Below are 23,312 nucleotides of genomic sequence, written 5' to 3' on the forward strand. Positions count from 1 at the left end.
GCAATCTGCGCTGGTCTCGCCATCCCGCACGGCGCGAACGAGTAGATCGACACCGCACATTCTGATCAGCCGAACGAGTTCCGCCGGTTCCCGGCAGCGATGCAGTCGACGGTGGACCAATGCGATCACTGTGCGTGGTGCATGCCCCGGAGTTTCATCTCACCCACGTGCTGATGGAGTTCGACGCGCGTGCGACCTGAGCAGTTGCGTCACTGCGTTCGCCGGTGAGAGTTCACATCGCGGTGCGGCTGTCCCGCCCCATCTCCTCCGGTGACCGGTCGAAGGCCCGCACCATCGCCTGGATCGTGTACGACGCCGCGAGGCGACCGCCTCGGGTGTACACGCGTCCGTCACCCTGCACAAGGCCACGACCCGACCAGAATGCCCGGTTCGAATACAGCAGCCAGTCGGAGACGTCGACGTCGTCGTGAAAGGCGACGGTCGCCTTCATGATCCCCGTCGAGAGGGTGCGATGGGCATCGGCTTCCCCAAAACCCCGGTGTGGCAGCATTCCCGCGGCGATCGTCCAGTGCGTGGTGGACTGCGCCAGGAGCGCCTGGTGCAGATACGCTTCGCCGGGGGCGTCGCGGAATCTCACCCACGCGTCGATGCGCGGCGGGGCCACCCGGTCGGGATCGGGATCGTACGCACCGTCCACCACGCGGATCTCGCGTCCCGTCATGCCGAAACCTGCGAACGACACGGCCCCCTCAGGGCCGGGAACATCAGGCATCGGTGCCGTGTCGCGTATGGCGTCCGGTCCGCCGGTGTCAGCCAGCAGCAGTCCGGCGCTGCGCAGCACACCGTGCTGGCTGATACGGACTTCAGCGGTCGAGAAAGTTCGCCCGTGACGCAGCACCTCGACGTCGACCTCGACCGGTGCGGTGAACGACGCCGCCTTCATGAAGGTCATCGACACGGATGTAACGCGCTGTGTCGGCAGCGTTTTGGAGACGGCGACGACTGCCTCGGCGACCAGTTGCCCGCCTTCGACGACGTCGCGACGAGTCGGGCCGTGCGCTGGTCCGATGAACCTGTCGCCGTCCGAGGGTTGGACGTCGACAAGACGAAGGAGCTCGGCCGCGTCACCCCAGAGCGGGAACGTCGTGGGGACGGTCGTCCCGTCCGGCCAACGCTCGACCACCCTGACGTCAAGCGCCCTGCTGTAGAACGACACGTGGCCGGCGATCGGAGCGACCTCCGCAAGCGGGGTCCGGTACGTCCACGCCACATCGTCCTTCGTCGGCTCGACACCGGTCAGACTCCAATACGTCGCCTCTCCCTTGAAGGGGCAGATCGTCGTGGTGTCGGAGGCGGTGAACAGGTCCCAACGAACGGACTCCTCGGGGAAGTACAGGCGATCGACGTGGTCCGTTTCGGTGACGACGAGGCACCTGTCGCTCTCGGCCACCAGCACCTCGCCGGCCCACACCTGACCGGTGAATGGGCAAGGCGTGATGTCGATGCGGTAGTCCGGGTGAGATGGCCACGCCGACTCGACTTGGGTTCCCACCTTTTTCATTGTGTGCCGAGCGTGATCGACGTGATCGCGAGGTTGACGTCATCGACTGTCTCGCCGGTGGACGCCGCGACGCGTCCACCGGGCAGTGTCCGCTCTTCGTGCCAGGTGTCCGTCATGGTCTCCCGATCTCCGCGACTTCTCAGCGCAGGACGCGTTGACATCTCGAAGGGACAGTAACCCACAGGTTGTTCAGTTGACTAGACCGGTGCGGAGCGGGCGGTAACCCCGTCGGAGGATTCCCCCCAAGCCGGGATCCGGTTACCGGTCAGAGCGTTTCGCTGAAGCACTCGGCGATGAGATCAAGCAGAAGACGACCCGGTCCCACCGTCCGCAGGCCAACGACAGGATCGGGCGATTCAGCCCCGCACCGGCATCAAGAGCAGGGCACCGATCGGCCGCCCACGCGTCACACCCTGCCCGTGGAAGAACGACCAGCGCACTGTAGTGCTGTTGAACAGTGTCTGTATTAGTGTCCAGTGCGGAGGAGGATGTGGATGACAACGACGGATCTGCGCTGGGACCCCTTCGACCGCGGCCTGCACACCGACCCGTACTCGGTGTGGAAACGGATGCGTGACGAAGCGCCTGTCTACTACAACCCGGAACACGACTTCTACGCGCTCAGCCGGTTCGACGACGTGATGTCGGCGTCGCTGGACACCGAATCCTTCTCGTCGAATCACGGCATCATCCTCGACACGATCAGCCAAGAAGCTCTGCCCGCGCCCCAGCCGATGATCATGATGGATCCGCCGGAGCACACCTGCCTGCGGAAGATGGTCAACCGCACGTTCTTTCGCAGCCGGATTGCCCAGCTGGAGGACCACATCCGCGGACTGTCCAAGGGCTATCTGGATCGCCACGTCGGCACCGGCGGATTCGACTACGTACGGGACTTCGCCGCCAAGCTGCCGGTGATGGTGATCAGCTCGCTCCTCGGCCTCCCCGAGGAGGACCACGACAACCTGCGGGAGTGGTCGGATGCGCAACTGCATCGCGAGGAGGGCAGCACGGAGCTCAGCGCCGCGGGAATGGAGGCCTCGGCGAGTCTCTTCGGCTATTACCAACAGCAGATCGAACTGCGCCGCCAACACAGTACGGCCGACATCGTCAGCGATCTGATGAGCTCCGATGTCGTCTTGCCGGACGGTCAGACACGCCGGCTCGATGACGGCGAACTGCTGATGTTCATCGCAATGATCAACGTTGCGGGCAACGAGACGGTCGCCCGGCTTCTCGGCTGGGCGGCACTGACCCTGGCGCGCAATCCGGAGCAGCGCGCGAAACTGGTGGCGGAGCCCGGATTGATCGGCGGCGCGGTGGAGGAACTGCTGCGATACGACGCGCCGTCCCCCGTCCAGGGGCGTTTCGCCCTGCGCGACACCACCTACCACGGCACGGTGATTCCGGCCGGCGCGAAGGTGGTCCTGCTGACCGGCGCGGCGGGCCGCGACGAGCGTCAGTACGACGATCCGGACGTCTTCGACGTGACGCGAACCGGAATCCGCCACGTCAGCTTCGGACACGGCTCGCACTTCTGTCTGGGTGCTGCGCTGGCCAGGCTGGAGGCCCGGGTCGCGCTGGAGGAGACGTTGAAGCGCTTCCCTCAGTGGGGCGTCGATGAGGCCGACGTCGAGTACGTCCACACCAGCTCTGTGCGCGGCCCGGCCAGCGTCCCCATCGCGTTGTAGACGAGTGCCAGGCTGAGGAGCCGAATCACCTACAGACCACGCGTCCGCAACCAGTCCTGAATCCGTTCGGCGACGTCCCGCCGGCCCGGCTCGAGCATCCTGTCGCGCCCCATGTCGGGAAAGAACTGGGCCTGGGTTGTGGGCTCGGTCGACGCCTGAGGGTTTCCTGGGCTGTTGCTTGGAAGTGCCTGCCTGGGTGTCGCGCTGGAAACACCCTGGCAATCGCTGGATTCGGTGAACCAGGTCGCAGCCACAGTCGTCTACGCCAGTAAGCAATTCGCGGGTCACCCAGTGACCCGAGGGGCCGCTGACCTGCGGTAGGAGTCGCCGCCACGCGGCGGCGCTGAATTGCCTCCGAAATCTCACCCATCCAAACGGGGCGCGCCTCCGAATGACTACCGATGCACGAGTTGGGGGGCGTCCCCTGCGTCGACGTGAAGGGCAGGAAGCATGACGAACGACTCATCAGGCCACCGCCGATGACGGCAGCCGAGTCACGCCCGCATTCTGCGGACCGCCGCGTGGTCGACCACATCGTCGAGCACCTGGCGGCCGCTGGGGTGGGTCACGTCTTCGGTGTGGACGGGGCGAACATCGAGGACCTCTACGACGCGGCCCACTTCTGTCCGGACCTCACCGCCGTGCTGGCCAAACACGAGTTCTCGGCGGCGACCATGGCCGACGGGTACAGCCGCGCCACCGCGGCGCTGGGCGTGGTCGCCGCGACCTCGGGTGGAGGTGCCCTGAACCTGGTCGCCGGGCTGGGGGAGTCATATGCGAGCCGGGTCCCGGTGCTGGCCCTGGTCGGGCAGTCACCGACCACCCTGGACGGGCTCGGCGCGTTCCAGGACACCAGCGGCCGCAACGGGGCGCTCGATGCCGAGGCCCTGTTCTCGGCGGTCTCGGTGTACTGCGGGCGGATCGTGGATCCGGAGCAGATCCTGACCGCGCTGCCCGAGGCGGTCGCCGCGGCCCGTGCCGGTGGTCCGGCGGTGCTGTTGCTGCCCAAGGACATTCAGCAGGCGACCATCCGCACCAGCGGAGCGGCGGCACTCAATGGCCACCGGCACGGTGCCGACGATCCTCAGCCGGTCCTCCGTGCTCTGGAGGACGCGGCGGGGCCGGTCACGATCATCGCCGGTGAACAGGTCGCGCGCGACGACGCCCGCGACGAGCTGGAGCGGCTCCGCGCGGCGCTGGGCGCCCGGGTCGCGACGGTGCCCGACGCGAAAGACGTCAGCTGCTCGGCTGCCCTCGGCGTGACCGGGGTGATGGGCCATCCCGGGGTCGCCGACGCGGTCCGCGCCGGTGCGGTGTGCCTTCTGGTGGGCACCCGCCTGCCCGTCACCGCCCGCGCCGGTCTGGACGCGGCGCTGCGAGAGACCCGCACCCTGTCGATCGGGTCCTCCGTTCCGTATCCGCCGGCGGTTCACGTGCATTCCGACGATCTTCGAACCTCACTGGCCGAGCTGACTGTTCGGCTCACGAAACGTCCACGGTGGGCAGGCGCGCCCGTCGACTCGAGCCCCCCCATAGAGTTGACGCCGCCCACCCACCGTGGCCCCGGTATCCGGTATCGCGACGCGATCGCCGCACTCGACGCGGTGCTGCCCGACGACGCCGACATCGTGGTCGACGCCGGAAACTCCGGCGCGGCGGCGATCCACCACCTGTCGGCCCGGCCGACGGGCCGGTTCCTGGTGGCGCTCGGCATGGGCGGTATGGGCTACAGCTTCGGCGCCGGCATCGGGGTGGCGTTCGCGCGGCGGAACCGGACTGTGATCGTGGCCGGCGACGGGTCGTTCTTCATGCACGGCCTCGAGCTGCACACCGCCATCCAGCACCGGCTGCCCGTCACGCTGGTGCTGTTCAACAACAACGCCCACGCGATGTGCGTGACCCGCGAAAAGCTCTACTACGACGGCATATACAGCTACAACCGCTTCACGCCCAGCAGCCTCGGCGCCGGCCTGGCCGCGATGTTCCCCGGCCTGCCCGCGGTCGACGTCACCGACCCCGACGCGCTGGCGCCGGCGCTGTGGGCCGCGCTGGACGCCGACGGCCCGTCCGTGGTGAGCATCGACTGCGTCGCCGACGAGATGCCGCCGTTTGCACCATTTCTCGAGAACAACCGTGTTCCAAACCACCACCAGGAGGAGACCGATGTCATTGCCCGCACTTGAGGATATCGCCGCCCACCGGCTCGACCGAGAGGAGGTGACAGGCCCGATCGAGGGCGTGATCCGCATCGAAACGTCGCCGCGGGAGGCGGCCACACCGATCATCATGGAGATGATGCGGTCGGTGTATCCGCATGACGAGGTGTTCGGCCCGTACTGCACCGTCAACGAGTACATCGACTGTCCGCCCGACGAGCTCTACGACTACCTGGCCGACACCCGCAGCCTGGAGGAGTGGACCTACAGTCTGCGCGGGTTCACCCCGACCGAGGAGGACGGGCTGTGGCTGGCCTACGACAGGCTGGGCTCGGAGACCGAAATCTACACCCGCACAGTGGCTCAGCCCGAGGCGCGCACCGTCGACTACCACTGCGCCTGGGATCAGGGCAGGCACCTGTGGATGATCTACCTGATGCGTGTCGTCGACGCGCAGGTGGTGCTCGACAAGCCCGGTTCGGTGGTGCTGTGGACCAACTGCCACCACCCGTTCTACGACCACAACCCGTATCCGGAGACGGCGCCGCCGCAACGGCCGGTGTGGGTGGGTGACTTCTGGGACATGTTCGGTGCCGGCCACCGGCTGGAACTGCTGAATCTGAAGGCGATCGCCGAATACCGCCACCGCAACGGGCTGCCCGTCAAGCCCGACTGGATGAGATGAGAACTCCTATGACCGTCAGCCTGATCGATGTGTCCACCTACCTGCCCGGCGATCCGGTGCCCGCGGAGCATTACGCGCAGTACGCCGAATCCGATGAGCTGCGGGACAATCTGATGTTCCGGGCCCCGAAGTTCCGTCATCACGTCGCGCCGGACGAGACGGCCACCGACATGGTGGAGCGGGCCGCCGCCGGTCTGCTGGACCGCCATGGACCCGACGCCCTCGCCGACGTCGACGTGCTGATCACCCACACCCAGATGCCCGACATGCCGTTCTACGGCGGCGGCGGCGCGGTGGCCCATCGGTTGGGCATGAACCCCAGCTGGGTGATCGACCTGCACAACGGGGGCTGCGCGGCCTTCGTGTTGGGCCTGAAGACGGCGGCCGCCCTGCTTGAGGGTGGCCAGGGCCGCTCCGCGTTGATCGCGGTGGCGCAGAATGCCGCCGGGCAGATCTTCGACCAGCCCACAGTGCGCCGCAAGGCCCAGGCGGCGGTTCCGGGGGATGGCGCCGCGGTCGGTCTGGTGACCCTGTCGGACCAGTCGCCGATCCTGGACACCGAGTGCCGCACCTACGGCGAGTATGCGGGTGAGATGACCATCGCGGTGGACCCGCCGCGCAAGTGGTGGCAGCCCGGCACCGGCGAGGGGTACATCGGCTTCACCGAGAGCAAGATCACCAAGGTGCTGGCCCGCGGCAACCGCCAGGTGCCTGAGGTCGCCTACGCGGTCTGTGATCGAATCGGGGTGAAGCCCAGGGACATAGACCTTTTGGTGACCAATCAGCCGAACCGGGCGTTCCTGCGCAACTGGCGCGAGGCGCTGGAACTGCCCAAGGAGAGGCACCGCGACACGTTCGACGACTGCGGCAACCTGTTCGCCGCCGGCATTCCGGTCAACCTGGACCGTGCGATCACCGAGGGCCAGGTCAAGAAGGGCGACGTGGTGATGATGGCGGCCTTCGCCCACGCCGGGGACTTCGCCGGTGCCGCCGCGGTGAGGTGGGGCGGCCGATGACCGCCGCGCTGTCCTCGGGCCACTCGCCGCATGGTCTGCCGATGCGACTTCCCGACGCGGAGGATCCGCTGGCGCTGTCGCTCAACGAGAACCCGTTCGCTCCGCTGCCCTCGGTTCGGGCCGCCATGGTTCGGGCCGTCGACTCGGTCAACCGCTATCCCGAATTCCTGCCCGAACGGTTCCGCCGGCTGATCGCCGGCCACCTCGGACTCGAGGAGGAGCAGATCATCGTCGGCGCCGGAGCCACCGGCGTCGTCATGCAGGTGCTCCAGTCGGTCACCCGGCCCGGCGACCGGATCGTCATGGCGGCACCGACATTCGACGGCTATCCGATCTTCGCGCAGATGGCCCGACTGCGCGCTGTCGCGGTGCCGCTGGACGAGCGGGGACACCACGACCTCGACGCCATGGCCGATGCGGCCGCGGACGCGCACGTCGTGGTGGTCTGCCGGCCGCACAACCCCACCGGCACGGTGACACCCACCGAGGATCTGCTGCGCTTCCTGCAGCGCATCGGTTCCGGCACCACGGTGCTGCTCGACGAGGCGTACATCGAGTTCGTGTCGGCCCGGCACCGCATCAACCCCCAGTTCCTGGTCCGGCGTTTCCCGAATGTCGTTGTGGTGCGGACGTTCTCAAAGGCCTACGGGCTGGCCGGCATCCGCACCGGTTACGGCATCTGCTCACCGGCGATGGGCCGGTCACTGTGGTCCATGCAGCTGCCGTTCGGGGCCACCGTCGCGAGCCTGGCCGCGGTCTCGGCGTCGTTCGAGGCCGAAGCCCAGCTGCGCCGCCGGATCTGCCGGATCACCGCGGAGCGCGACCGGCTGCGCGCGCGGCTGTCGGGCATCGGTGTCTGGAGCGCGGACACCCACGCCAATTTCGTCTACCTGCCCGCCGACGGGCAGCGCTGGCCCGAAGTGTTCGACGGGACGGGCCCGCGGGTGCGCACCTACCCGGACGGCAGCGCGCGGATCACCGTCGGCAACCGGCGATCCACCGAGGCGGTCCTGGCGAGCATCGCCGCGAAGCGACCGTCGGGTCCGGCATGACGGCCACACTGGAGCGGCCGTCGAGCCCACGCTTCCGGCTTCTGCACAAGATCGGCGCGTGGTACGACGCGGAGGCGTACTTTCGCCGACGGGCCAAGAGCGGCAGGGCATTCACGATGCCCATCCCGGGTTTCGGTGATGTCCTGTTCGCGGCCAAGCCCGCCCACATCCGCGAGTTCCTCAAGATCCCGGTGTCCTCGTTCACACCGCCCATGCCCAACCCGGTCGAGCCGGTCGTCGGTGACGGCTCGATCATTCTGCTCGACGGGGTCCGGCATAAGCAGGAGCGGGCCCGCTTCCTGCCCGCCCTGCACCATGACCGCATTCGGCGGTATTCGGGGCTGATGGTTGAGGCTGCGTTGGACGAGGTCGCGACGTGGCGACCCGGCATGATGATCGACACCCGCGACGCGGCGCAGTCGATCACGCTGCAGATCATCGTCCAGGCGGTGTTCGGCATTGAGGACCGTCAGCTGCGCGACCGCTACGTCACGGTCGTCAAGGCGATGATGCGCGACTATGTCGCCCCGTTCATGTTCTTCCCCGCGCTTCGCCGCGCCCCGTTCGGGCTGGGACCGTGGCGGCGTTTCTCGGCCCGCCGGGTGGAGCTGGATGCCATGCTGGCGGAACAGATTTCGCATCGCAGGCGGGTCGGCTCGGCGGGTCGCGACGACGTGCTGAGCGTGTTGATGACCGACGACGACGGGGCCGGGCGCAGCGACGACGACGTGCGCCAGCAGCTGCGCACCCTGCTGGTCTCCGGTCACGAGACGTCAGCGACCACACTGGCGTGGGCGCTGTATCACGTGCACGCCGACGAGAAGGTCCGCAGGAAGCTGCTCGACGAACTCGCCGACAGGCCCAGTGCGGAGGAGCTGCCGAAGCTGCCGTACCTGAGCGCGGTGATCGCCGAAACGCTGCGGGTGCATCCGACGGTGTCGATCGTCGTCAGGCAGCTGACCTGCCCGGTGACCACATGGCAGACCGAACGGTCGCCGGGGGACGTGATCGGGGTGGCGCTGCCCGCGCTGCACGCCGACCCGCACGTCTGGCCGGACCCGGGCACCTTCGACCCGGAGCGGTTCCTGGCCCGCCGCCCGTCGCCGACGGAGTACTCCCCGTTCGGGTACGGGCACCGGCGCTGCCCGGGATCGTCGTTCGCGGCCCTCGAGTTGGCCATCGCGTTGGGAACCATCCTGACCAACGTCGAGCTGCGGATTCCCGCGGATCGGCGGCGGGCCAGGCTGCCCCGATCCATCCCGCGCGGGGTGGCCGCCGTCCCCAGCCGTCCGATCACGCTTGAAGTCGTCCGCACACTCCAGGAAGGTTCGTAAGTGATGAAGTTCAAGGAGCGGGTTCCGCTGCTGCGATGGTCGTTCTGGAGGATGGCCGCCTCTCAGGGCCGTCTCGCGTCCGTCGGGCAGGTTGGTGATGGTCGAGAGGCCGCCGTGGTCGAGTACGTCCTGCGCAATGCCCGCCGGGGCGACATCCAGAGCGTGCTCGACACGATCGACCGGTTCGCCTACACCGAGTCGTTTCTGATCAACGTCGGTGACGAGAAGGGCAGGCTGCTCGACACCGCGGTGCGGCGCGCGAACCCGGCCCTGGCGCTGGAATTGGGCACCTACTGCGGCTACGGCGCCCTGCGCATCGCCGCGGCCGCGCCGCAGGCCCGGGTGTACTCGATCGAGATGGCCGCGGCGAATGCCGCCAACGCCCGGCGGATCTGGGAGCATGCCGGCGTGACGGATCGGGTCACGTGCGTGGTGGGCACCATCGGTGACGGCGGGACGACGCTCGATGCGCTGGCCGCCGAGCACGGCTTCGGCGCCGGCTGCCTCGACTTCCTGTTCCTCGACCACGACAAGAACGCTTACCTCGGTGACCTGCACAGCATCACCTCGCGGGGGTGGCTGCACCCGGGGACGATCGTCGTCGCCGACAATGTGAGGATTCCGGGGTCACCGGAGTACCGTGCCTACATGCGCCAGCAACAGGGCCGCACCTGGCAGACCGTCGAGCACAAGACCCATGGGGAGTACGGATCGGTGATCCCCGATCTTGTGCTCGAGTCGGAGTACCGCGGCGAATAGATGGCAGGCCTTCCCGACACAGCCACGCTGGAGCGGGCGTTGGACACGGCCGCGCGGGCGCCGTCCGCGCAGAACTCCCAGCCGTGGCTTTGGCGAGTCAGCCCCGAGGGCGTGCACCTGTATGCGAACCGCGGTCGCCAGCTCGGCGACACCGACGCCGACCGGCGTGACGTCCTGCTCAGCTGCGGTGCGGTGCTGGATCACTGCGTGGTCGCGTTGGCGGCCCACGGCTGGCAGACGCGGCTGCACCGGTTCCCGGACTCCGCCGACCGCGACCATCTGGCCCTGATCGAGGTGATCGAGGCCCCGGCCACCGAACCCAGCACGGAGCTGGCCGGCGCCATTCCGCTGCGGCGTGCCGACCGCCGCGCGTACCGGGCGGACCCGATCCCGCCCGGCACGCTGGAACTGCTCGCCGTGCGGGCGGCCCGGCGCGAGGTCACTCTCGGTGTGGTGCCCGTCGCCAGGTGGGCGCGCCGGAGCGACGACGACGGCGTGGTGCTGCGTTATGGCGGGGACGTCGCGGAGGCCGCCGCCGACGCCGATGGGGTGCTGCTGGTGCTGGGCACCGAGGCCGACGACGACGTGTCGCGGCTGCGGGCGGGGGAGACCCTGAGCCGACTTCTGTTGTCCGCCACCGCATTGGGGTTGGCCAACTGTCCGCTGACCGATCCGCTGAAGCAGACCCGGGACAGGCTGGCGCTCGCGGCGGAGGTGTTCGACGGTGACGCGTACCCGCAGGCATTGATGCGGTTGGGGCACGCGCCCGCCGATCCGCTGCCGGTGGTCGAGCGGTTGTCGGTGGCCGAGACGACCACCTGGGACAGCGGCGTCCGGTGACGCCGCCGTGCGCCCAGAAGAGCCTGGCGTACGCGGAACCCCAGGTCGGCTGTAGCGCAGACTCTTCTCGGCGCGCCCGTCGGAATTGACACCTGGATCACCGCACCGACAAGATTCAGTCCATGCGCACGCACGGGTGGGGCGGAGCCACGCCCGCCAGTGACGAGGAGGCCATCGAGCGCATCCTCGACGCCGCCAGCGCGGCCATCGACGATCGGGGCGCCGCGATGCGCGTCGCCGATGTCGCGCGTGCCCTCGAGGTGTCCCGCCAGACCGTCTACAACTACTTTCCGGGGAACTCGCTGCTGGAGGCCGTGGCCAACCGGTCGGGCGTGCGGTTCATCGATCGCCTCGGCGCGCACCTGAGGGGCATCACCGATCCCGTCGACGCGCTCGTGGAGAGTTTCGCGTTCACCCTGGAGTGGCTGCCCAACGACAAGCCCGTGCAGTTGATGCTCGCCAACGACTTCGGTCGGACCTCGACCGAGGTCACTTCGGATATGGCCAAGCAGTTCGGGCACGGCATCCTCTCCGGCCTCGACGTCGACTGGGCCGCGCTGGGCATGGATGACGCCGCGATCGATGACCTGGTCGAGTACATGCTGCGCCTGCTGCAGTCATTCATGATCGATCCGGGCCGCCCGCCCCGCTCCGGCGAGGCGCTGCGCGGCTATGTGCGCCGCTGGCTGGGTCCGGTCGTCACGGCCGAGATCGCCCGCCATCGACCGTGATCGGGACATCGTGCTCCCAGGGTTGCCGGTCGACGACGTCGGCGACCCGGAATGTGCCGGACTCGATCAGCCCGGTGGCGGCGTCGACGATCCGGTAGCGCTGCCACTGCCGATGGATCGGCTGCCCGTCGAGGATCAGGACGCGCAACTCCTCGGGTTCGAAGGCGCAGCGGCGCTGCAGCGCGGTGATGAGCTGCTCGTTGTGCAGATGCCCGTCGCCGAAACTCCAGCCCACCGCATAGCCGGCGACGGTCTCGCCGTCGATCACCGAGTAGTCGGCGTCGCGTCCGGGCGGGATGACGTGGCCCCACAGCGTCATCAGTGCGCGACCGTGGGCGAACATCGCCCGGAACGCGTGGCCCAGCGCCAGCGCCACCTTTGCGGTCTCGGGGCCGGACAGCTTCTCGATCTGCTTGTGCTGCACCAGACCCAGTCCGATGCGGTGCTCGGCCATCTTCGCGCTGGCGGCCTCGGTGAAGAACCACTGCGAGGTGTCCCAGTTGCCCGCGTAGTACCGCATGCCCGGCAGGAACGACACCTTCCTCGGCGCCACGTTGCCGATCACGATCGTCGTCGCGATCACCGCCATCAGGGCCACGATGGGCCACGGGGCCGTGACCGACGTCCACCCGATCGCGGCCTTGTCGACGAACAGCGTCAGCACCGCGAAGATCATGAAGACGTTCCACTCCAGCGGCACACCGAGCGGGATCGCCGTGAGGATCACCAGGTGGAACACCACCATGACGAACGCCGCCGCGTAGGTGAGCACGCCGCCGTCGGAGAAGAACAGCACCAGCGGCACCCCGAACTCGACCGCGGTGCCGAAATGCGCCAGGAACCGCGGGATTCGGCCGGGCCGCAGGTCATCGGGGAAGCGGCGGAAGAACATCCGCTTCATCCATCGCGCCCGCACCAGCGGGTTGTTCGCCATCATGGTCGCGACCACGAAGGGGAAGTGCCGGTTCAGCTTTGAGGTCGCGGCCCCGATCCAGATGGCCAGCATCACCAGCTTGGCGGCGACGATCATGTTCGCGCCGGCGAACAGGAACGTCACCGTCAACGCCCCGTACACCTCGCCGCGGGTCGCCAGGAAGATGACCTTGTCGCGCAGTCCGAGCACCGCCAGGATCGCGAGCACCGCGACGATCTTCTCCACCGGGATCAACCCGACCGACGTGCCCAGCTGCTCAACCGGCCCGGCGCCGTCGGACAGCAGCGCGATGAGCGTGGCGGCCAGCAGGCCCGCGTAGAGCAGCACGTCGAGCACCGAGCGGCGGTCACCGGCGGTGAACGGGATCCGGGACGGCCACGGCGCCAGCCGGATGGTCCCGGGCCGCAGCCAGTACAGCGGCGAGCCCATCGGCGGCGCGACTTTGCCGGTCAGCGGACCGAACCCGCAGCCCAGGCCCAGCACCTCGAACAGCAGCGACCACAGCACGACCTTCTGGAACACGATCGGTTCGCTCCACCACGACCCGATGTCGCCCCACCCGTCGATGCCTGCGGTGGACAACGCAAAACAGGCACCGCCCAGGACGTAGAGGCCTATCTTGACGGTGTAGAGCAGATAGAAGACGTCGGGATTCCCCATGCCGTGTTCGGCGATGTGCCGTGCCATCGGTTTGATGCGTTCCGAGCGACTCAGCGCGGGCCACTGCGCGGGGTCCACCTGGGGCATGTTGGGTTCGGGGAATCCCACGTCGGCAAAGTAACACAATGGGTGGACGGAAACACTAAACTGTCAACTCACCCGCCGATCTGAGGAGAAGACGCAGCCATGACTTTCGACACGGTGATCCGGGGCGGCCGTCTCTTCGACGGCACGGGAGGCCCATCGGCCCTGCGCAACCTCGGTATCCGGGACGGCCGCATCGCCGCGGTGACCTCGGACCCGATCGAGGGGACCGAGGTCGTCGACGCCGCCGGCTGCTGGGTCATCCCGGGCATCATCGACATCCACACCCACTACGACGCCGAGGTGCTGCCCGCGCCCGCGCTCACCGAGTCGCTGCGCCACGGCGTCACCTCGATCGTCATGGGGTCCTGTTCGCTGTCGACGGTGCACGTCAACGCCTCCGAGGCCGCCGACCTGTTCGGCCGGGTCGAGGCCATCCCGCATGAGCACGTCGTGCGCATCCTCGGTGAGTACAAGACGTGGACCAACGCCGAGGAGTACGTCGAGGCCCTCGAGACGCTGCCGCTGGGCCCCAACGTGACGGCCTTCATCGGCCACTCCGACATGCGCGTTGCGGTCATGGGCCTGGACCGCGCCACCCGCAAGGACGTCCGGCCGACGAAAGCCGAACAGGCCCGGATGGAGGAGATGCTGAACGAGGCCCTCGACGCGGGCTTCATCGGGTTGTCCTCGCAGCAACTGCTTTTCGACAAGCTCGACGGCGACGTCTGCCGGTCGCGCACCCTGCCGTCGACCTACGCCAAGGCCCGCGAACTGCGCCGGCTCAAGTCGATTCTGCGCAGACGGGACCGCGCGCTGCAGTCGGGGCCCGACATCACGCACCCGCACAACATCGCCTCGCAGGCGTTCCAGTCGGTCGGGATCGGCCGCCCGCGGCTCAAGACCAGCCTGCTGGCCGCCGCCGACATGAAGTCCGCGCCCGGCGGCATGTGGCTCACGGTGGCGCTGGCCGCGATCGCCAACCGTCTCGGCGGGGACTTCCGCTTCCAGCACCTCCCGGTGCCGTTCGAGGTGTACGCCGACGGCATCGACCTGGTGATCTTCGAGGAGTTCGGATCCGGTGCCGCCGCACTGCATCTCAAGACCGAGTTCGAGCGCAACGCGCTGCTCGCCGACGAGACCTACCGCCGCGAGTTCCGCAAGGACTACGACAGCCGGTTCGGGGCCCGGGCCTGGCACCGCGACTTCTTCGACGCCGAGATCGTGGCCTGCCCCGATGAGAGCCTGCTGGGCAAGAGCTTCGGGGAGGTCGGGGTCGAGCGCGGTGGGCTGCATCCGGTCGACGCGTTCCTCGACCTCGTCCTCGAACACGGTGAGCGGCTGCGGTGGCGCACCACGATCTCGAATCACCGGCCGAAGGCGCTTCGGCAGCTCGCGGTGAAGAACGGCATCCAGATGGGGTTCTCCGACGCCGGTGCCCACCTGCGCAACATGGCGTTCTACAACAGCGGCCTGCGGCTGCTGCGCCACGTCCGCGACACCGGGTTCATGAGCGTCGAACGCGCCGTGCACCGCCTCACCGGCGAGCTCGCCGACTGGTACCACCTCGATGCCGGGCACCTGCGGATGGGCGACTGGGCCGACGTCGTGGTGCTCGACCCGCAGCGGCTGGATTCGACACTCACCGCCTACCACGAGGCGCCCGTCGAGGCGTTCGGCGGACTCAAACGCATGGTCAACCGCAACGACGAGACCGTGAAAACCGTTCTGGTGGCGGGTAACACGGTGTTCCGCGACGGCGTCCCCACCGACCTCGTCGGCAGGCAGCGCACCGGAAGCTTCCTGCGCGCCGACGGCCGTCCCCGCAACGCGCCGACGCAGCTGGCCTCCGGGCATGCGAGTCTGACGGTATGACTGAGCCACAGCGGGTGACCCTGGACCTGCCGCACCTGCGTTTCGAGGCACTGGCCTGGGGGCCGGAGGATGGCCGGCTGATGCTGTGCCTGCACGGCTACCCGGACACCGCGTGGACCTGGCGCCACCTGGGCCCGCACTTCGCCGCGCAGGGCTTCCGGGTGGTCGCACCGTTCATGCGCGGCTACGCACCCACCGAACTCGCGCGCGACGGCGACTACGGGATCGGTGCGCTGATGTTCGACGCGATGGAACTGCATGCGGCACTCGGCGGCGGGGACGACGCGGTCCTCGTCGGACACGACTGGGGCGGGCTGGCGTCCGCGGGGATCACGGCCTACCCGGGCAACCCGTTCGGCACCGTGGTGACGATGGGCGTACCGCTGCCGGCGAGCCTGCGGACTCCCGGCAACGCCCGCAGGATGGCGCCGCTGCTCCCACGGCAGCTGAAGATGAGCTGGTACATCCTGTTCCAGCAGCTTCCGAGGATCTCCGAACGCAACCTGGACCGGGTGATCCCCAAGCTGTGGCGGGACTGGTGCCCGCCGGGCTACGACGCCCGCGAGGACCTGGCGCGGCTGTGGGAGAGCCTGCCGGACATGGACAGGCGCACTGCTGCGCTGGCGTATTACCGCGCGATCGCGCGACCGCTGCGGCGCGGCAGCGGGCAGCCCGACCTGGACCGATACGGTATGACGCAGCAGCCGATGTCACCGCTTCTGGTGCTGCACGGCCGCATCGACGGCGCCATCGACGTCCGGATCGGCACCATCAGCGCACAGGGCCTTCCACCCGGCAGCCGGCACGAGGTCATCGACGGCGCAGGGCATTTCATGCACCTCGATCAGCCCGATGTCGTGCACCGGCTCATCGGCGACTACGCGGGCGGCGCCACCTCGTAGTCGTCGGGGTCGACCCGGCTGGTCCACTTCCAGTAGTCGACGATGCGGAACCCGTAGAGCGTGGGCACCTCCCCGGCTGAGTTCTTGTAGTAGCTCACCACTTTGGGGTGCGTGTAGACCATGGTCTTGAGCTGGGCCTGGTTGCGACGGTGGTAGTCGGCGCACACGTGCGTCTTCGGGGTGGCCCAGCGTGCGTTGTTCGCGATGACCATGTCGAGACAGCCCATGATGTAGCGCATCTGGCATTCGGAGTTGTAGATGATGCTGGTGCCGTTCACGGCGTTGGTGCCGGGACCGTACATGCAGTAGAAGTTCGGGAACCCCGAGACCGTCACACCGAGATAGGCATACGGCGCGTCTCCCCACGCCTCGTTGAGCGACACCCCGTCCAGGCCGCGGATGTCGATCGGGCCCAACTGGTGGTTGACGTCGAAACCCGTGGCCCACACCAGGATGTCGGCGCGCCGGTGGGTGCCGTCGACGGTCGTCACCCCGTCCGGGTCGATGGCGACGATGCCGTCGCGGATCAGGTCGACGTCGTCTCGCTGCAGCGTGCGCAGCCAGGTCCCGTTGTCCTGCAGCATGCGCTTGCCCATCGGTGGATAGTCCGGGATGACCTTCGCCAGCAGATCCTCGTCGTCGGTGAACACCCGCATCCACGCGATCAGCATCTCGCGGATGGCGTGGTTGGCCTCACCGCAGGACAGCCCGCCGGTGTCCCAGCCGGGATCGACCATGACGCGTTCCTGTGCGGCATCGGTCAGCGGCCACCAGGACAGGAAGCGCAGCCAGCGCCCGTAATACGGCAGATGGCGGATCGCCCAGCGCGCACCATCGGGAATCTGGTCGTGGTAGGCGATGTTCGGGGCCATCCACTGCGGCGTGCGCTGGTAGACGTCGACGTGCGCGGCACTTTCGGCGATGGCCGGCACCAGCTGGAATCCACTGGCCCCCGCTCCGATCACGGCCACCCGCCGACCGGCGACATCGAGGTCGTCGGGCCAGTCGGCGGTGTGAAACGACGGGCCTTGGAAGCTGCTCGCGCCCTTGATGTCCGGGATGACGGGGTTGCCGAACTGGCCGACGGCACAGATCAGGGCGCGGGCCCGCAGCACCTCGTCGGTGCCGTCGGCCGAGCGGATGGCCACCCGCCATGTCGCCGAGGCGTCGTCCCAGACGGCCTCGCTGACCTCGGTGCTGAACCGGATGTGCTCACTGATCCCGTGCTTGTCGAAGACGTCTTCGAGGTAGGCCAGGATCTCCGGCTGTTCGGAGTAATAGTGCGTCCAGTGGTCGGTCGGCTCGAACGAGTACGCGTAGTACTGGTTGGCGATGTCCACGCGGCAGCCCGGATAACGGTTGGCCCGCCACGTCCCGCCCACGCCGGCCTGCTTCTCGATGATCGTGAACGGCAACCCGGCCTGCTTGAGTTTGATGCCGGCGAGCAGACCCGCTTCGCCGCAACCGATCACGACGACGGGGAACGCGGCGCGCTGCTCCGGCGTCGAGGCCAGCGGGGGACCGGCCTGGTCGGCGTCGGTGAGGCGCAGGTCCGCGGCGACGTAGTCGAGGTATTCGTCGGTGACCTGCCCGGGCGCGATGGCCTCGAACATGACCCGCATCTGGTCGGCGTCCGGCGCGAACGGCGGCGGGCAGCCCCGGTCCCGGTAGGCGCGGATCACGTCGAAGGCTCGTGCGCGGACCGTCTGCTTGTCCGGTTCGGCGTACCCGCCCTGCAGGTCCATCGGGATCAGCAGGGGCGGGCGGGGCAGTTCGTCGAGCAGGCCCAGATCGCCGGTCATGTGCACCATCGACATCAGCAGTGCCGGAACGCTGGCCTGCTCGACGGCCTCGCGAATGACCTCATCGGGGTGATCGAACGGCAACCCGAGCAGAGCGTCGGAGTGACTCGCCGTCGTCAGGTCCATGTCATCCCCATTCAGCACACCGTTGTCTGACCCCGTCGGCAATGCTAGCGTCAGGGTTGACACATCACAAGGATTGTCCAGTCGAGGGGGGAGTCGCCGATGACCGACCTTCAGGTGCGGCGCGTGCGCTTCGACTTCGCCGGCGACGACATCCCCTTCCTCTGGCAGCCCGCGCGACCGGCGTTCGCGATGCAGTGCAATCTGGTCTCGCTGTTCGCACCCGGGTTCGAGAAGTTCATCGTCGACGCCACGCGGGAGGCCATGCCGCTGATCCGCGACCCGGAGGTCGTCGAGGAGGCGCAGGCCTACCTTCGGCAGGAGGCGCAGCACTCCGCGGCGCACATGAGCCACGTGCGTGCCCTGGCCCGGCGCTGGCCCGGGCTGCGCGACACCATGGACGAGGTGACGGCGTCGTTCGATCGGCTGACGGCCACCAAACCCCTGGCCTGGCGTCTCGGCTACACGGCCGCCGTGGAGGCCACGTTCACGCCGTACTTCAAGGTGTTCCTCGACCACGAGGACAAACTCTTCGCACCCGGAGACGAACGCGTGGCGTCGCTGTTCCTGTGGCACTTCGTCGAGGAGATCGAGCACCGCAGTTCCGCGCTGCGGGTGTACGACGCGGTGCACGACAGCTACCTGTATCGACTGAAAACCCTTGTGGGCGTGGTCAAACACATCGACGAGGTGCTTGAGATCATCTCCCGCGGGTTCCGCGAGCACGTGCCGGAGGACGACGGCGGCCGGTTCAGTGCGCTGATCCCCAGCGGTATGTCGCCGCGTGAGCTGCTGGCCGCGCAGCGCGCCGCACGGGACCTGGCCAGCCGCGAGCAGGCGACCTATGCCGGTGTGCCCAAACGCGAGATGCTGGCCATGGTCCTCGGTCTGATCCGCTCGCAGGCGCCCCGTCACAACCCGGAGACCGAGAACCTGCCGCCGTTCGCCGACCGTTGGTTCCGGCGGTTCGCCGTCGAGCCCAGGAGTGCGGCGCGCTGGTATTCGGTGGGCGCGGTGGACTGACCGTGACCGAGGAACGCGCGTTCTCCTTCGACACCGCCGGTGACCTCGAGGAGGTCCTCGCCCCGGTGCGCCAGGCCGCCGAAACCGTCACCGCGCAACAGCCTTTCGTCCGTTCGATGACGCGTCGTGTCCTCGACCACGTCGACAACCGAAGTCTCGACATCGCGGCCGAGGTCCTCACCGTCCCCGCGGAGGTGTTCACCAGCGCCGAACGGTTTGCCGCGGACCGCGACATGATGCGGCGGACACCGCATGTCGTGGCCTGGGGCGGCGAGATCGCCGAACCGGGCGATTACACCACCAAGGACGTCATGGGCACCCCGATCCTGCTGCTGCGCTCCGACGACGGGGTTGTGCGGGCATTCGTCAACGTGTGCGCGCATCGCGGGGCGCAGGTCGCCGCGGGCTGCGGGCACGCCACCAGGTTCACCTGCCCGTATCACGCGTGGACCTACGACAGCCGGGGCCGGCTGGCGAGCCTGCCCGGGCGCGCGATGTTCGCGGGCGTGGATCTGTCCCAGCGTGGGTTGCGCCCGCTGCCGGTCAGCGAGCAGGCCGGGCTGATCGTCGTCGGCCTCGACGAATCCGTTGCGGTGGACGGGTTTCTCGACGACGCCGCCGAGGACCTGGAGAGCTTCGGCTTCGGACAGTACGCCCACGCACAGACCGTGGACCTGCCCCTGCGGGCCAACTGGAAGCTGGCCGTCGACGTGAACTTCGAGGGCTACCATTTTCCGTTCCTGCACAAGGACACCCTGGCGCCCATCGTCACCAACAACTCGGTGTTCGACGTCTTCGGTGCGCACTGCCGGTGGGCCTTCCCGTTCCGCAACATCGAGGAACTGCGCGACGTCCCGGAGGACGACTGGCCCGAGCGGTTCAGCGGATCGGTGGTCTACGGCATCTTCCCCAGCTGCGTGCTGGTCGAGTCCCCGGTGTCGACGCTGATGCTGCGGGTCTATCCCGGCGACACGGCCGGCACATGCGTGGTCCACATGGTCGGTGGCGCACTGCATCCCATCCGAGACGACTCCGACAGCATGCTGGCCCAGGCCGGATTCGACGGTGCCACCGCGGTATTGCGCGACGAGGACTTCCCGGCCGCCGAGGCGTGCCAGCGCGGTGCAGAGCACGGTCTCAAGGACATCCTCCTCGGCCGGTCCGAGCCCCTGGTCCAGCATCTGCACCAGCAGTGGGATGCCGCGCTCGCCGTGCCCAGGGACGTGTGAGTCGCGATGGCGCGCCTTGGCGCTGAACTGCGCAGGGTCGACCCTCAGCTGAGGCTCGCGGCGCGTGTGCTTCCCGGCGGATACGGGCTGCATCGCGGCCTGGCGGTGCCGCGGGCGCTGATGAACCTGGCGGTCCGCGCGGGGCGGATCGACGATGTCGACACCGCCGTGGTCGATGCGAATGTCACTGTGCGCGTGCACCGTCCGGCTGGGGCGGCCGACCCCGGCCCCGCCCTGCTGTGGATCCACGGGGGTGGCACCGCGATGGGCGGCGCCGCGCAGGAGGACAGCTTCTGCCGCAGGTTGGCCAACTTCACCGACGTGACGGTGGTCGCGGTCGATCATCGGTTGGCGCCCGAGCATCCGTATCCGACGCCGATCGAGGACTGCTATCGCGCGTTGTCCTGGGTCATGGGTCAACCCTGGGTCGACCCGGCCCGCGTCGGAGTCGGCGGGGCCAGTGGCGGTGGGGGATTCGCCGCTGCGCTGGCCCTGCTGGCCCGCGACCGTGGCGAGTTCGACGTAGCCCTGCAGGTGCTGAGCCATCCCATGCTCGACGACCGCACCGGTGCTGCGCCGGGCCAGGTGCCCCGCGTCATGTGGTCCGGTCGCGACAATCAGGTCGCGTGGGGGTGGTACCTGGGTGGGGCGGACCCGGCGGTCGCGGTCCCGGGGCGGCGTACGGATCTGGCCGGGTTGCCGCCGGCGTGGATCGGGGTCGGCGCGCTCGACCTCTTCCACGACGAATCCGTTGCCTACGGACATCGCCTCTCCGAGGCCGGCGTGCCCGTCGACGTGCACGTCGCGCCGGGGGCGTTCCATGTGTTCGACATGGTCGTCCCCAACGCGTCGGTGTCGCAGCGGTTCTTCGCCAGCCAGTGCCGCAGCGTGCGGTCCGCGCTGGTCGAGTCTCCCTGACACCCCTCCTCTGGGGGGCGTCATCGTTTGGTGACGGCGTGTGGTCGGGAGGGTCCTTGGTCGCGTCCCCCTTGACACCCCTCGTCTGGGGCGCGTCATCGTTTGGTGACGGCGTGTGATCGGGAGGGTCCCCGGTCAGGTCCCCCCGGACATCCCTGTTCTGTGCGGCGTCATCACGTGATGACACACCAGCCCGGACCCAGGCGGGCCGCTACAGAAAATTGGTGCACCTAGCCCATCTGCAACGGTTATAGCCTCGAAATGCAACAGTTTCGAGGAGGCCGACAGGTGCGCAGACGTTTCATCACAGCCGTGCTCACGGTCCTGTTTGCGCTGGTCACGGGCTTCGCCGCACTGGTCAACCCGCCGCTGGCGCATGCCGATGGCGAGGTCTGCGCGGCGCAACTCGCAGCGGCCGAGGCCACCGGCGCCAAGATCGACGCGCACAACGCGCGCCGCCCGCCCGGCGGGGTAGCACCGCCCCACATTGCGGACCCCTATAACCGGGAGGCCGAGCAGCTCAACGCCGAGCGTGATGCCAATGCCGCCAAGTTGCGGGCCTGCGCCGCCGCCGCGACCAAGCTCACCGACAGCGGTCCGCTGCCGCCGCCGCTGACCAGCAAGGCGCGCAACGACCTGACGCAGGCCAAGACACAGGTGCCGCCGGGGTGGTCGCCGCCGGCTCCGGTGCCGACGCTGCCCAACAACAGAGTCACCGTCCCCAGCGACAGCCCCATCCGCCCCGTCTGGGACGTGGTGAAGAAGCTGTCGACACCGATGAAGAACTTCCCGAACACCTCACTGCAGGGGCAGCCGCGACCCCAAGTCGGCGACCGTCATCCTTCCCAGCCGTGGACCACGGTCGGGTCCCGCCGGGACGGCAGTCCGGCGGTGTCGGCCGACCACATCGTGCCGAAGGTCGAAATCATGTACCTGCCGCGGTTCATGGAGCTCTCGCCCGACGACATGTGGTTGGTGCTCAACGCCCCACTCAATCTGCAGTGGCTGCCGTCGGTGGTCAACGTCGTCAACAAGAATTCGAGATCGGCCGCCGACATGCAGGGCGTGGACGCCACGTGGCGCGACGCGCAGACCACCCTGCAGAACCGCAAACGCGCCGAACTCACCGAACTGATTGCCACACTGGCAGACAGCCGAGTCTAGGAGAGCCCTGATGGACCGTGACGAACTGGCGGACGCCCTCACCGGATGGGAGGACACCCCGTTCGAGATCCTCGAACCCGGGCCGGCGACCCGCGCCCTGATCCCGCAGGCGTGGTGGCCCGTGGCTGAGTCCAGCGACCCGCAGCAGCGGATTGCCGCCGCACTGTCGTTGTGGAACACCGACTTCCTGGCGCTGATCCCGCGATTCGCCGCCGCCCTGCGCACCGATCTCGTCGACGTCCGCGTCGTCAAACACTCCTGGGTGGACGCCCCGACGCTGGACTACGTGTTGCGCAGCGAGGTGGACGGTTACGCCACCTGGATGGGGGAGAGCCCGGCCGGTTTCGTCGAACCGCCGCTGTTCGACTCGCTGCCGCAGCCCGTTCAGACCTTCCTGCGCACGGTGCACGCGGGTTTCACCACCTGGGACGGTGAGTCGTGCGGCCTGACCCCGCCGCGCGAGATGAAAACGTATGCGGCATACCTGGATGCGGCCGACGACGGTGTGCCCGGCTGGTTCGACTCCGAATGGGACCACGAGGTCGCGCTGCCCGACTCCCGCCGTTTCCTGCGCGTGACGGGCCGCGAGACGTATTCAGATCTGCTGACCTCGCCGGACCTTCCGCCCGGGGCCGCCGTCATCTACTACGAACCCGATCTGGAACTCACCACCTTCGGTGAGGCCCTCGACGAGTTCCTGATGCTCCCGCTCGAGGGCTGACATGACTCATCCGCCCTTCGACCCGGAGAGGACCACGGTGCTGCGGCCCTCGCCGCCCCTGCGTCCGCAGCCCCCCCCCCCCGCGCCGCCC

Annotated in this window: 19 protein-coding genes; 16 read left to right on the forward strand and 3 right to left on the reverse strand. The window is 68.4% G+C overall.

Translation table 11 applies throughout. From position 1 onward, the window contains the following. Positions 1-232: 232 nt before the first annotated feature. On the reverse strand, positions 233-1,513 hold the full coding sequence (locus tag A5727_RS00175) for a DUF427 domain-containing protein (RefSeq protein WP_231991895.1): 1,281 nt from the start codon (positions 1,511-1,513) through the stop codon (positions 233-235). A gap of 503 nt (positions 1,514-2,016) precedes the next feature. On the opposite strand from A5727_RS00175, the gene A5727_RS00180 reads away from it, so the two are divergent. From A5727_RS00180 to A5727_RS00220, 9 genes are all read left to right on the forward strand, one after another. Beyond that, positions 2,017-3,213, forward strand: coding sequence for a cytochrome P450 (locus A5727_RS00180; protein ID WP_068242578.1), 1,197 nt, complete (start codon positions 2,017-2,019; stop codon positions 3,211-3,213). Positions 3,214-3,692: 479 nt separating this feature from the next. Further along, positions 3,693-5,396, forward strand: coding sequence for a thiamine pyrophosphate-binding protein (locus tag A5727_RS00185; RefSeq protein ID WP_068242581.1), 1,704 nt, complete (start codon positions 3,693-3,695; stop codon positions 5,394-5,396). Further along, on the forward strand, positions 5,377-6,054 hold the full coding sequence (locus tag A5727_RS00190) for a hypothetical protein (RefSeq protein WP_068242531.1): 678 nt from the start codon (positions 5,377-5,379) through the stop codon (positions 6,052-6,054). The genes A5727_RS00185 and A5727_RS00190 overlap by 20 nt, the downstream gene beginning before the upstream one ends. 8 nt (positions 6,055-6,062) lie before the next feature. Beyond that, a complete protein-coding gene (locus A5727_RS00195; protein ID WP_068242534.1) occupies positions 6,063-7,070 on the forward strand; it encodes a 3-oxoacyl-ACP synthase III family protein in 1,008 nt (335 codons plus the stop codon). Beyond that, on the forward strand, positions 7,067-8,122 hold the full coding sequence (locus tag A5727_RS00200; protein ID WP_068242584.1) for a pyridoxal phosphate-dependent aminotransferase: 1,056 nt from the start codon (positions 7,067-7,069) through the stop codon (positions 8,120-8,122). Before A5727_RS00195 ends, A5727_RS00200 begins: the two co-directional genes overlap by 4 nt. Beyond that, positions 8,119-9,456 (forward strand): cytochrome P450, encoded by a 1,338-nt coding sequence (locus A5727_RS00205; protein WP_068242536.1) that lies wholly within the window; start codon positions 8,119-8,121, stop codon positions 9,454-9,456. The genes A5727_RS00200 and A5727_RS00205 overlap by 4 nt, the downstream gene beginning before the upstream one ends. Positions 9,457-9,459: 3 nt before the next feature. Continuing rightward, positions 9,460-10,215: an O-methyltransferase gene (locus A5727_RS00210; RefSeq protein WP_068242587.1), complete on the forward strand. Its 756-nt coding sequence runs from the start codon at positions 9,460-9,462 to the stop codon at positions 10,213-10,215. Next, a complete protein-coding gene (locus A5727_RS00215; RefSeq protein ID WP_068242539.1) occupies positions 10,216-11,055 on the forward strand; it encodes a nitroreductase in 840 nt (279 codons plus the stop codon). Positions 11,056-11,177: 122 nt separating this feature from the next. Continuing rightward, positions 11,178-11,786: a TetR/AcrR family transcriptional regulator gene (locus A5727_RS00220; protein ID WP_068242542.1), complete on the forward strand. Its 609-nt coding sequence runs from the start codon at positions 11,178-11,180 to the stop codon at positions 11,784-11,786. Here A5727_RS00220 and A5727_RS00225 read toward each other — a convergent pair. Then, on the reverse strand, positions 11,755-13,488 hold the full coding sequence (locus A5727_RS00225; RefSeq protein WP_068242589.1) for a DUF3556 domain-containing protein: 1,734 nt from the start codon (positions 13,486-13,488) through the stop codon (positions 11,755-11,757). The genes A5727_RS00220 and A5727_RS00225 overlap by 32 nt on opposite strands. Before the next feature lie 78 nt (positions 13,489-13,566). Here A5727_RS00225 and A5727_RS00230 point away from each other — a divergent pair, with 78 nt between their 5' ends. Then, positions 13,567-15,339: an N-acyl-D-amino-acid deacylase family protein gene (locus A5727_RS00230; protein WP_068242546.1), complete on the forward strand. Its 1,773-nt coding sequence runs from the start codon at positions 13,567-13,569 to the stop codon at positions 15,337-15,339. Beyond that, the gene (locus A5727_RS00235) at positions 15,336-16,241 is read left to right on the forward strand and encodes an alpha/beta fold hydrolase (protein ID WP_068242549.1); all 906 of its coding nucleotides are present in this window, start codon (positions 15,336-15,338) and stop codon (positions 16,239-16,241) included. Before A5727_RS00230 ends, A5727_RS00235 begins: the two co-directional genes overlap by 4 nt. Here the strand turns inward: A5727_RS00235 and A5727_RS00240 are convergent. Further along, positions 16,217-18,169 (reverse strand): flavin-containing monooxygenase, encoded by a 1,953-nt coding sequence (locus A5727_RS00240; protein WP_068242552.1) that lies wholly within the window; start codon positions 18,167-18,169, stop codon positions 16,217-16,219. The two genes, A5727_RS00235 and A5727_RS00240, sit on opposite strands and share 25 nt — an antisense overlap. Before the next feature lie 99 nt (positions 18,170-18,268). Here A5727_RS00240 and A5727_RS00245 point away from each other — a divergent pair, with 99 nt between their 5' ends. From A5727_RS00245 to A5727_RS00265, 5 genes are all read left to right on the forward strand, one after another. Continuing rightward, positions 18,269-19,189, forward strand: coding sequence for a metal-dependent hydrolase (locus A5727_RS00245; RefSeq protein ID WP_068242555.1), 921 nt, complete (start codon positions 18,269-18,271; stop codon positions 19,187-19,189). Positions 19,190-19,191: 2 nt separating this feature from the next. Then, the gene (locus A5727_RS00250; protein ID WP_082949501.1) at positions 19,192-20,418 is read left to right on the forward strand and encodes an aromatic ring-hydroxylating oxygenase subunit alpha; all 1,227 of its coding nucleotides are present in this window, start codon (positions 19,192-19,194) and stop codon (positions 20,416-20,418) included. Between the two features lie 6 nt (positions 20,419-20,424). After that, positions 20,425-21,336, forward strand: coding sequence for an alpha/beta hydrolase fold domain-containing protein (locus A5727_RS00255; protein ID WP_068242558.1), 912 nt, complete (start codon positions 20,425-20,427; stop codon positions 21,334-21,336). Positions 21,337-21,624: 288 nt separating this feature from the next. Next, positions 21,625-22,500, forward strand: a complete 876-nt coding sequence (locus tag A5727_RS00260) for a hypothetical protein (RefSeq protein ID WP_068242562.1) — start codon at positions 21,625-21,627, stop codon at positions 22,498-22,500. 10 nt (positions 22,501-22,510) lie between these two features. Continuing rightward, positions 22,511-23,221 carry a hypothetical protein gene (locus tag A5727_RS00265; protein ID WP_068242565.1) on the forward strand — a complete coding sequence of 237 codons (711 nt, stop codon included), beginning with the start codon at positions 22,511-22,513 and terminating at the stop codon, positions 23,219-23,221. The last annotated feature ends 91 nt before the right edge of the window (positions 23,222-23,312 follow it).

Source organism: Mycobacterium sp. ACS4331 (assembly GCF_001667265.1).
In the GTDB taxonomy this organism is placed as follows: domain Bacteria; phylum Actinomycetota; class Actinomycetes; order Mycobacteriales; family Mycobacteriaceae; genus Mycobacterium.

Bases quoted from the DNA above. Each gene is read 5' to 3' on its own strand.
- A5727_RS00240 (WP_068242552.1), bottom strand. From the start codon at position 18,169: ATGGACCTGACGACGGCGAGTCACTCCGACGCTCTGCTCGGGTTGCCG.
- A5727_RS00230 (WP_068242546.1), top strand. From the start codon at position 13,567: ATGACTTTCGACACGGTGATCCGGGGCGGCCGTCTCTTCGACGGCACG.
- A5727_RS00190 (WP_068242531.1), top strand. From the start codon at position 5,377: ATGTCATTGCCCGCACTTGAGGATATCGCCGCCCACCGGCTCGACCGA.
- A5727_RS00210 (WP_068242587.1), top strand. From the start codon at position 9,460: ATGAAGTTCAAGGAGCGGGTTCCGCTGCTGCGATGGTCGTTCTGGAGG.
- A5727_RS00220 (WP_068242542.1), top strand. From the start codon at position 11,178: ATGCGCACGCACGGGTGGGGCGGAGCCACGCCCGCCAGTGACGAGGAG.
- A5727_RS00205 (WP_068242536.1), top strand. From the start codon at position 8,119: ATGACGGCCACACTGGAGCGGCCGTCGAGCCCACGCTTCCGGCTTCTG.
- A5727_RS00235 (WP_068242549.1), top strand. From the start codon at position 15,336: ATGACTGAGCCACAGCGGGTGACCCTGGACCTGCCGCACCTGCGTTTC.
- A5727_RS00255 (WP_068242558.1), top strand. From the start codon at position 20,425: ATGGCGCGCCTTGGCGCTGAACTGCGCAGGGTCGACCCTCAGCTGAGG.
- A5727_RS00200 (WP_068242584.1), top strand. From the start codon at position 7,067: ATGACCGCCGCGCTGTCCTCGGGCCACTCGCCGCATGGTCTGCCGATG.
- A5727_RS00245 (WP_068242555.1), top strand. From the start codon at position 18,269: ATGACCGACCTTCAGGTGCGGCGCGTGCGCTTCGACTTCGCCGGCGAC.
- A5727_RS00215 (WP_068242539.1), top strand. From the start codon at position 10,216: ATGGCAGGCCTTCCCGACACAGCCACGCTGGAGCGGGCGTTGGACACG.
- A5727_RS00265 (WP_068242565.1), top strand. From the start codon at position 22,511: ATGGACCGTGACGAACTGGCGGACGCCCTCACCGGATGGGAGGACACC.
- A5727_RS00185 (WP_068242581.1), top strand. From the start codon at position 3,693: ATGACGGCAGCCGAGTCACGCCCGCATTCTGCGGACCGCCGCGTGGTC.
- A5727_RS00195 (WP_068242534.1), top strand. From the start codon at position 6,063: ATGACCGTCAGCCTGATCGATGTGTCCACCTACCTGCCCGGCGATCCG.
- A5727_RS00180 (WP_068242578.1), top strand. From the start codon at position 2,017: ATGACAACGACGGATCTGCGCTGGGACCCCTTCGACCGCGGCCTGCAC.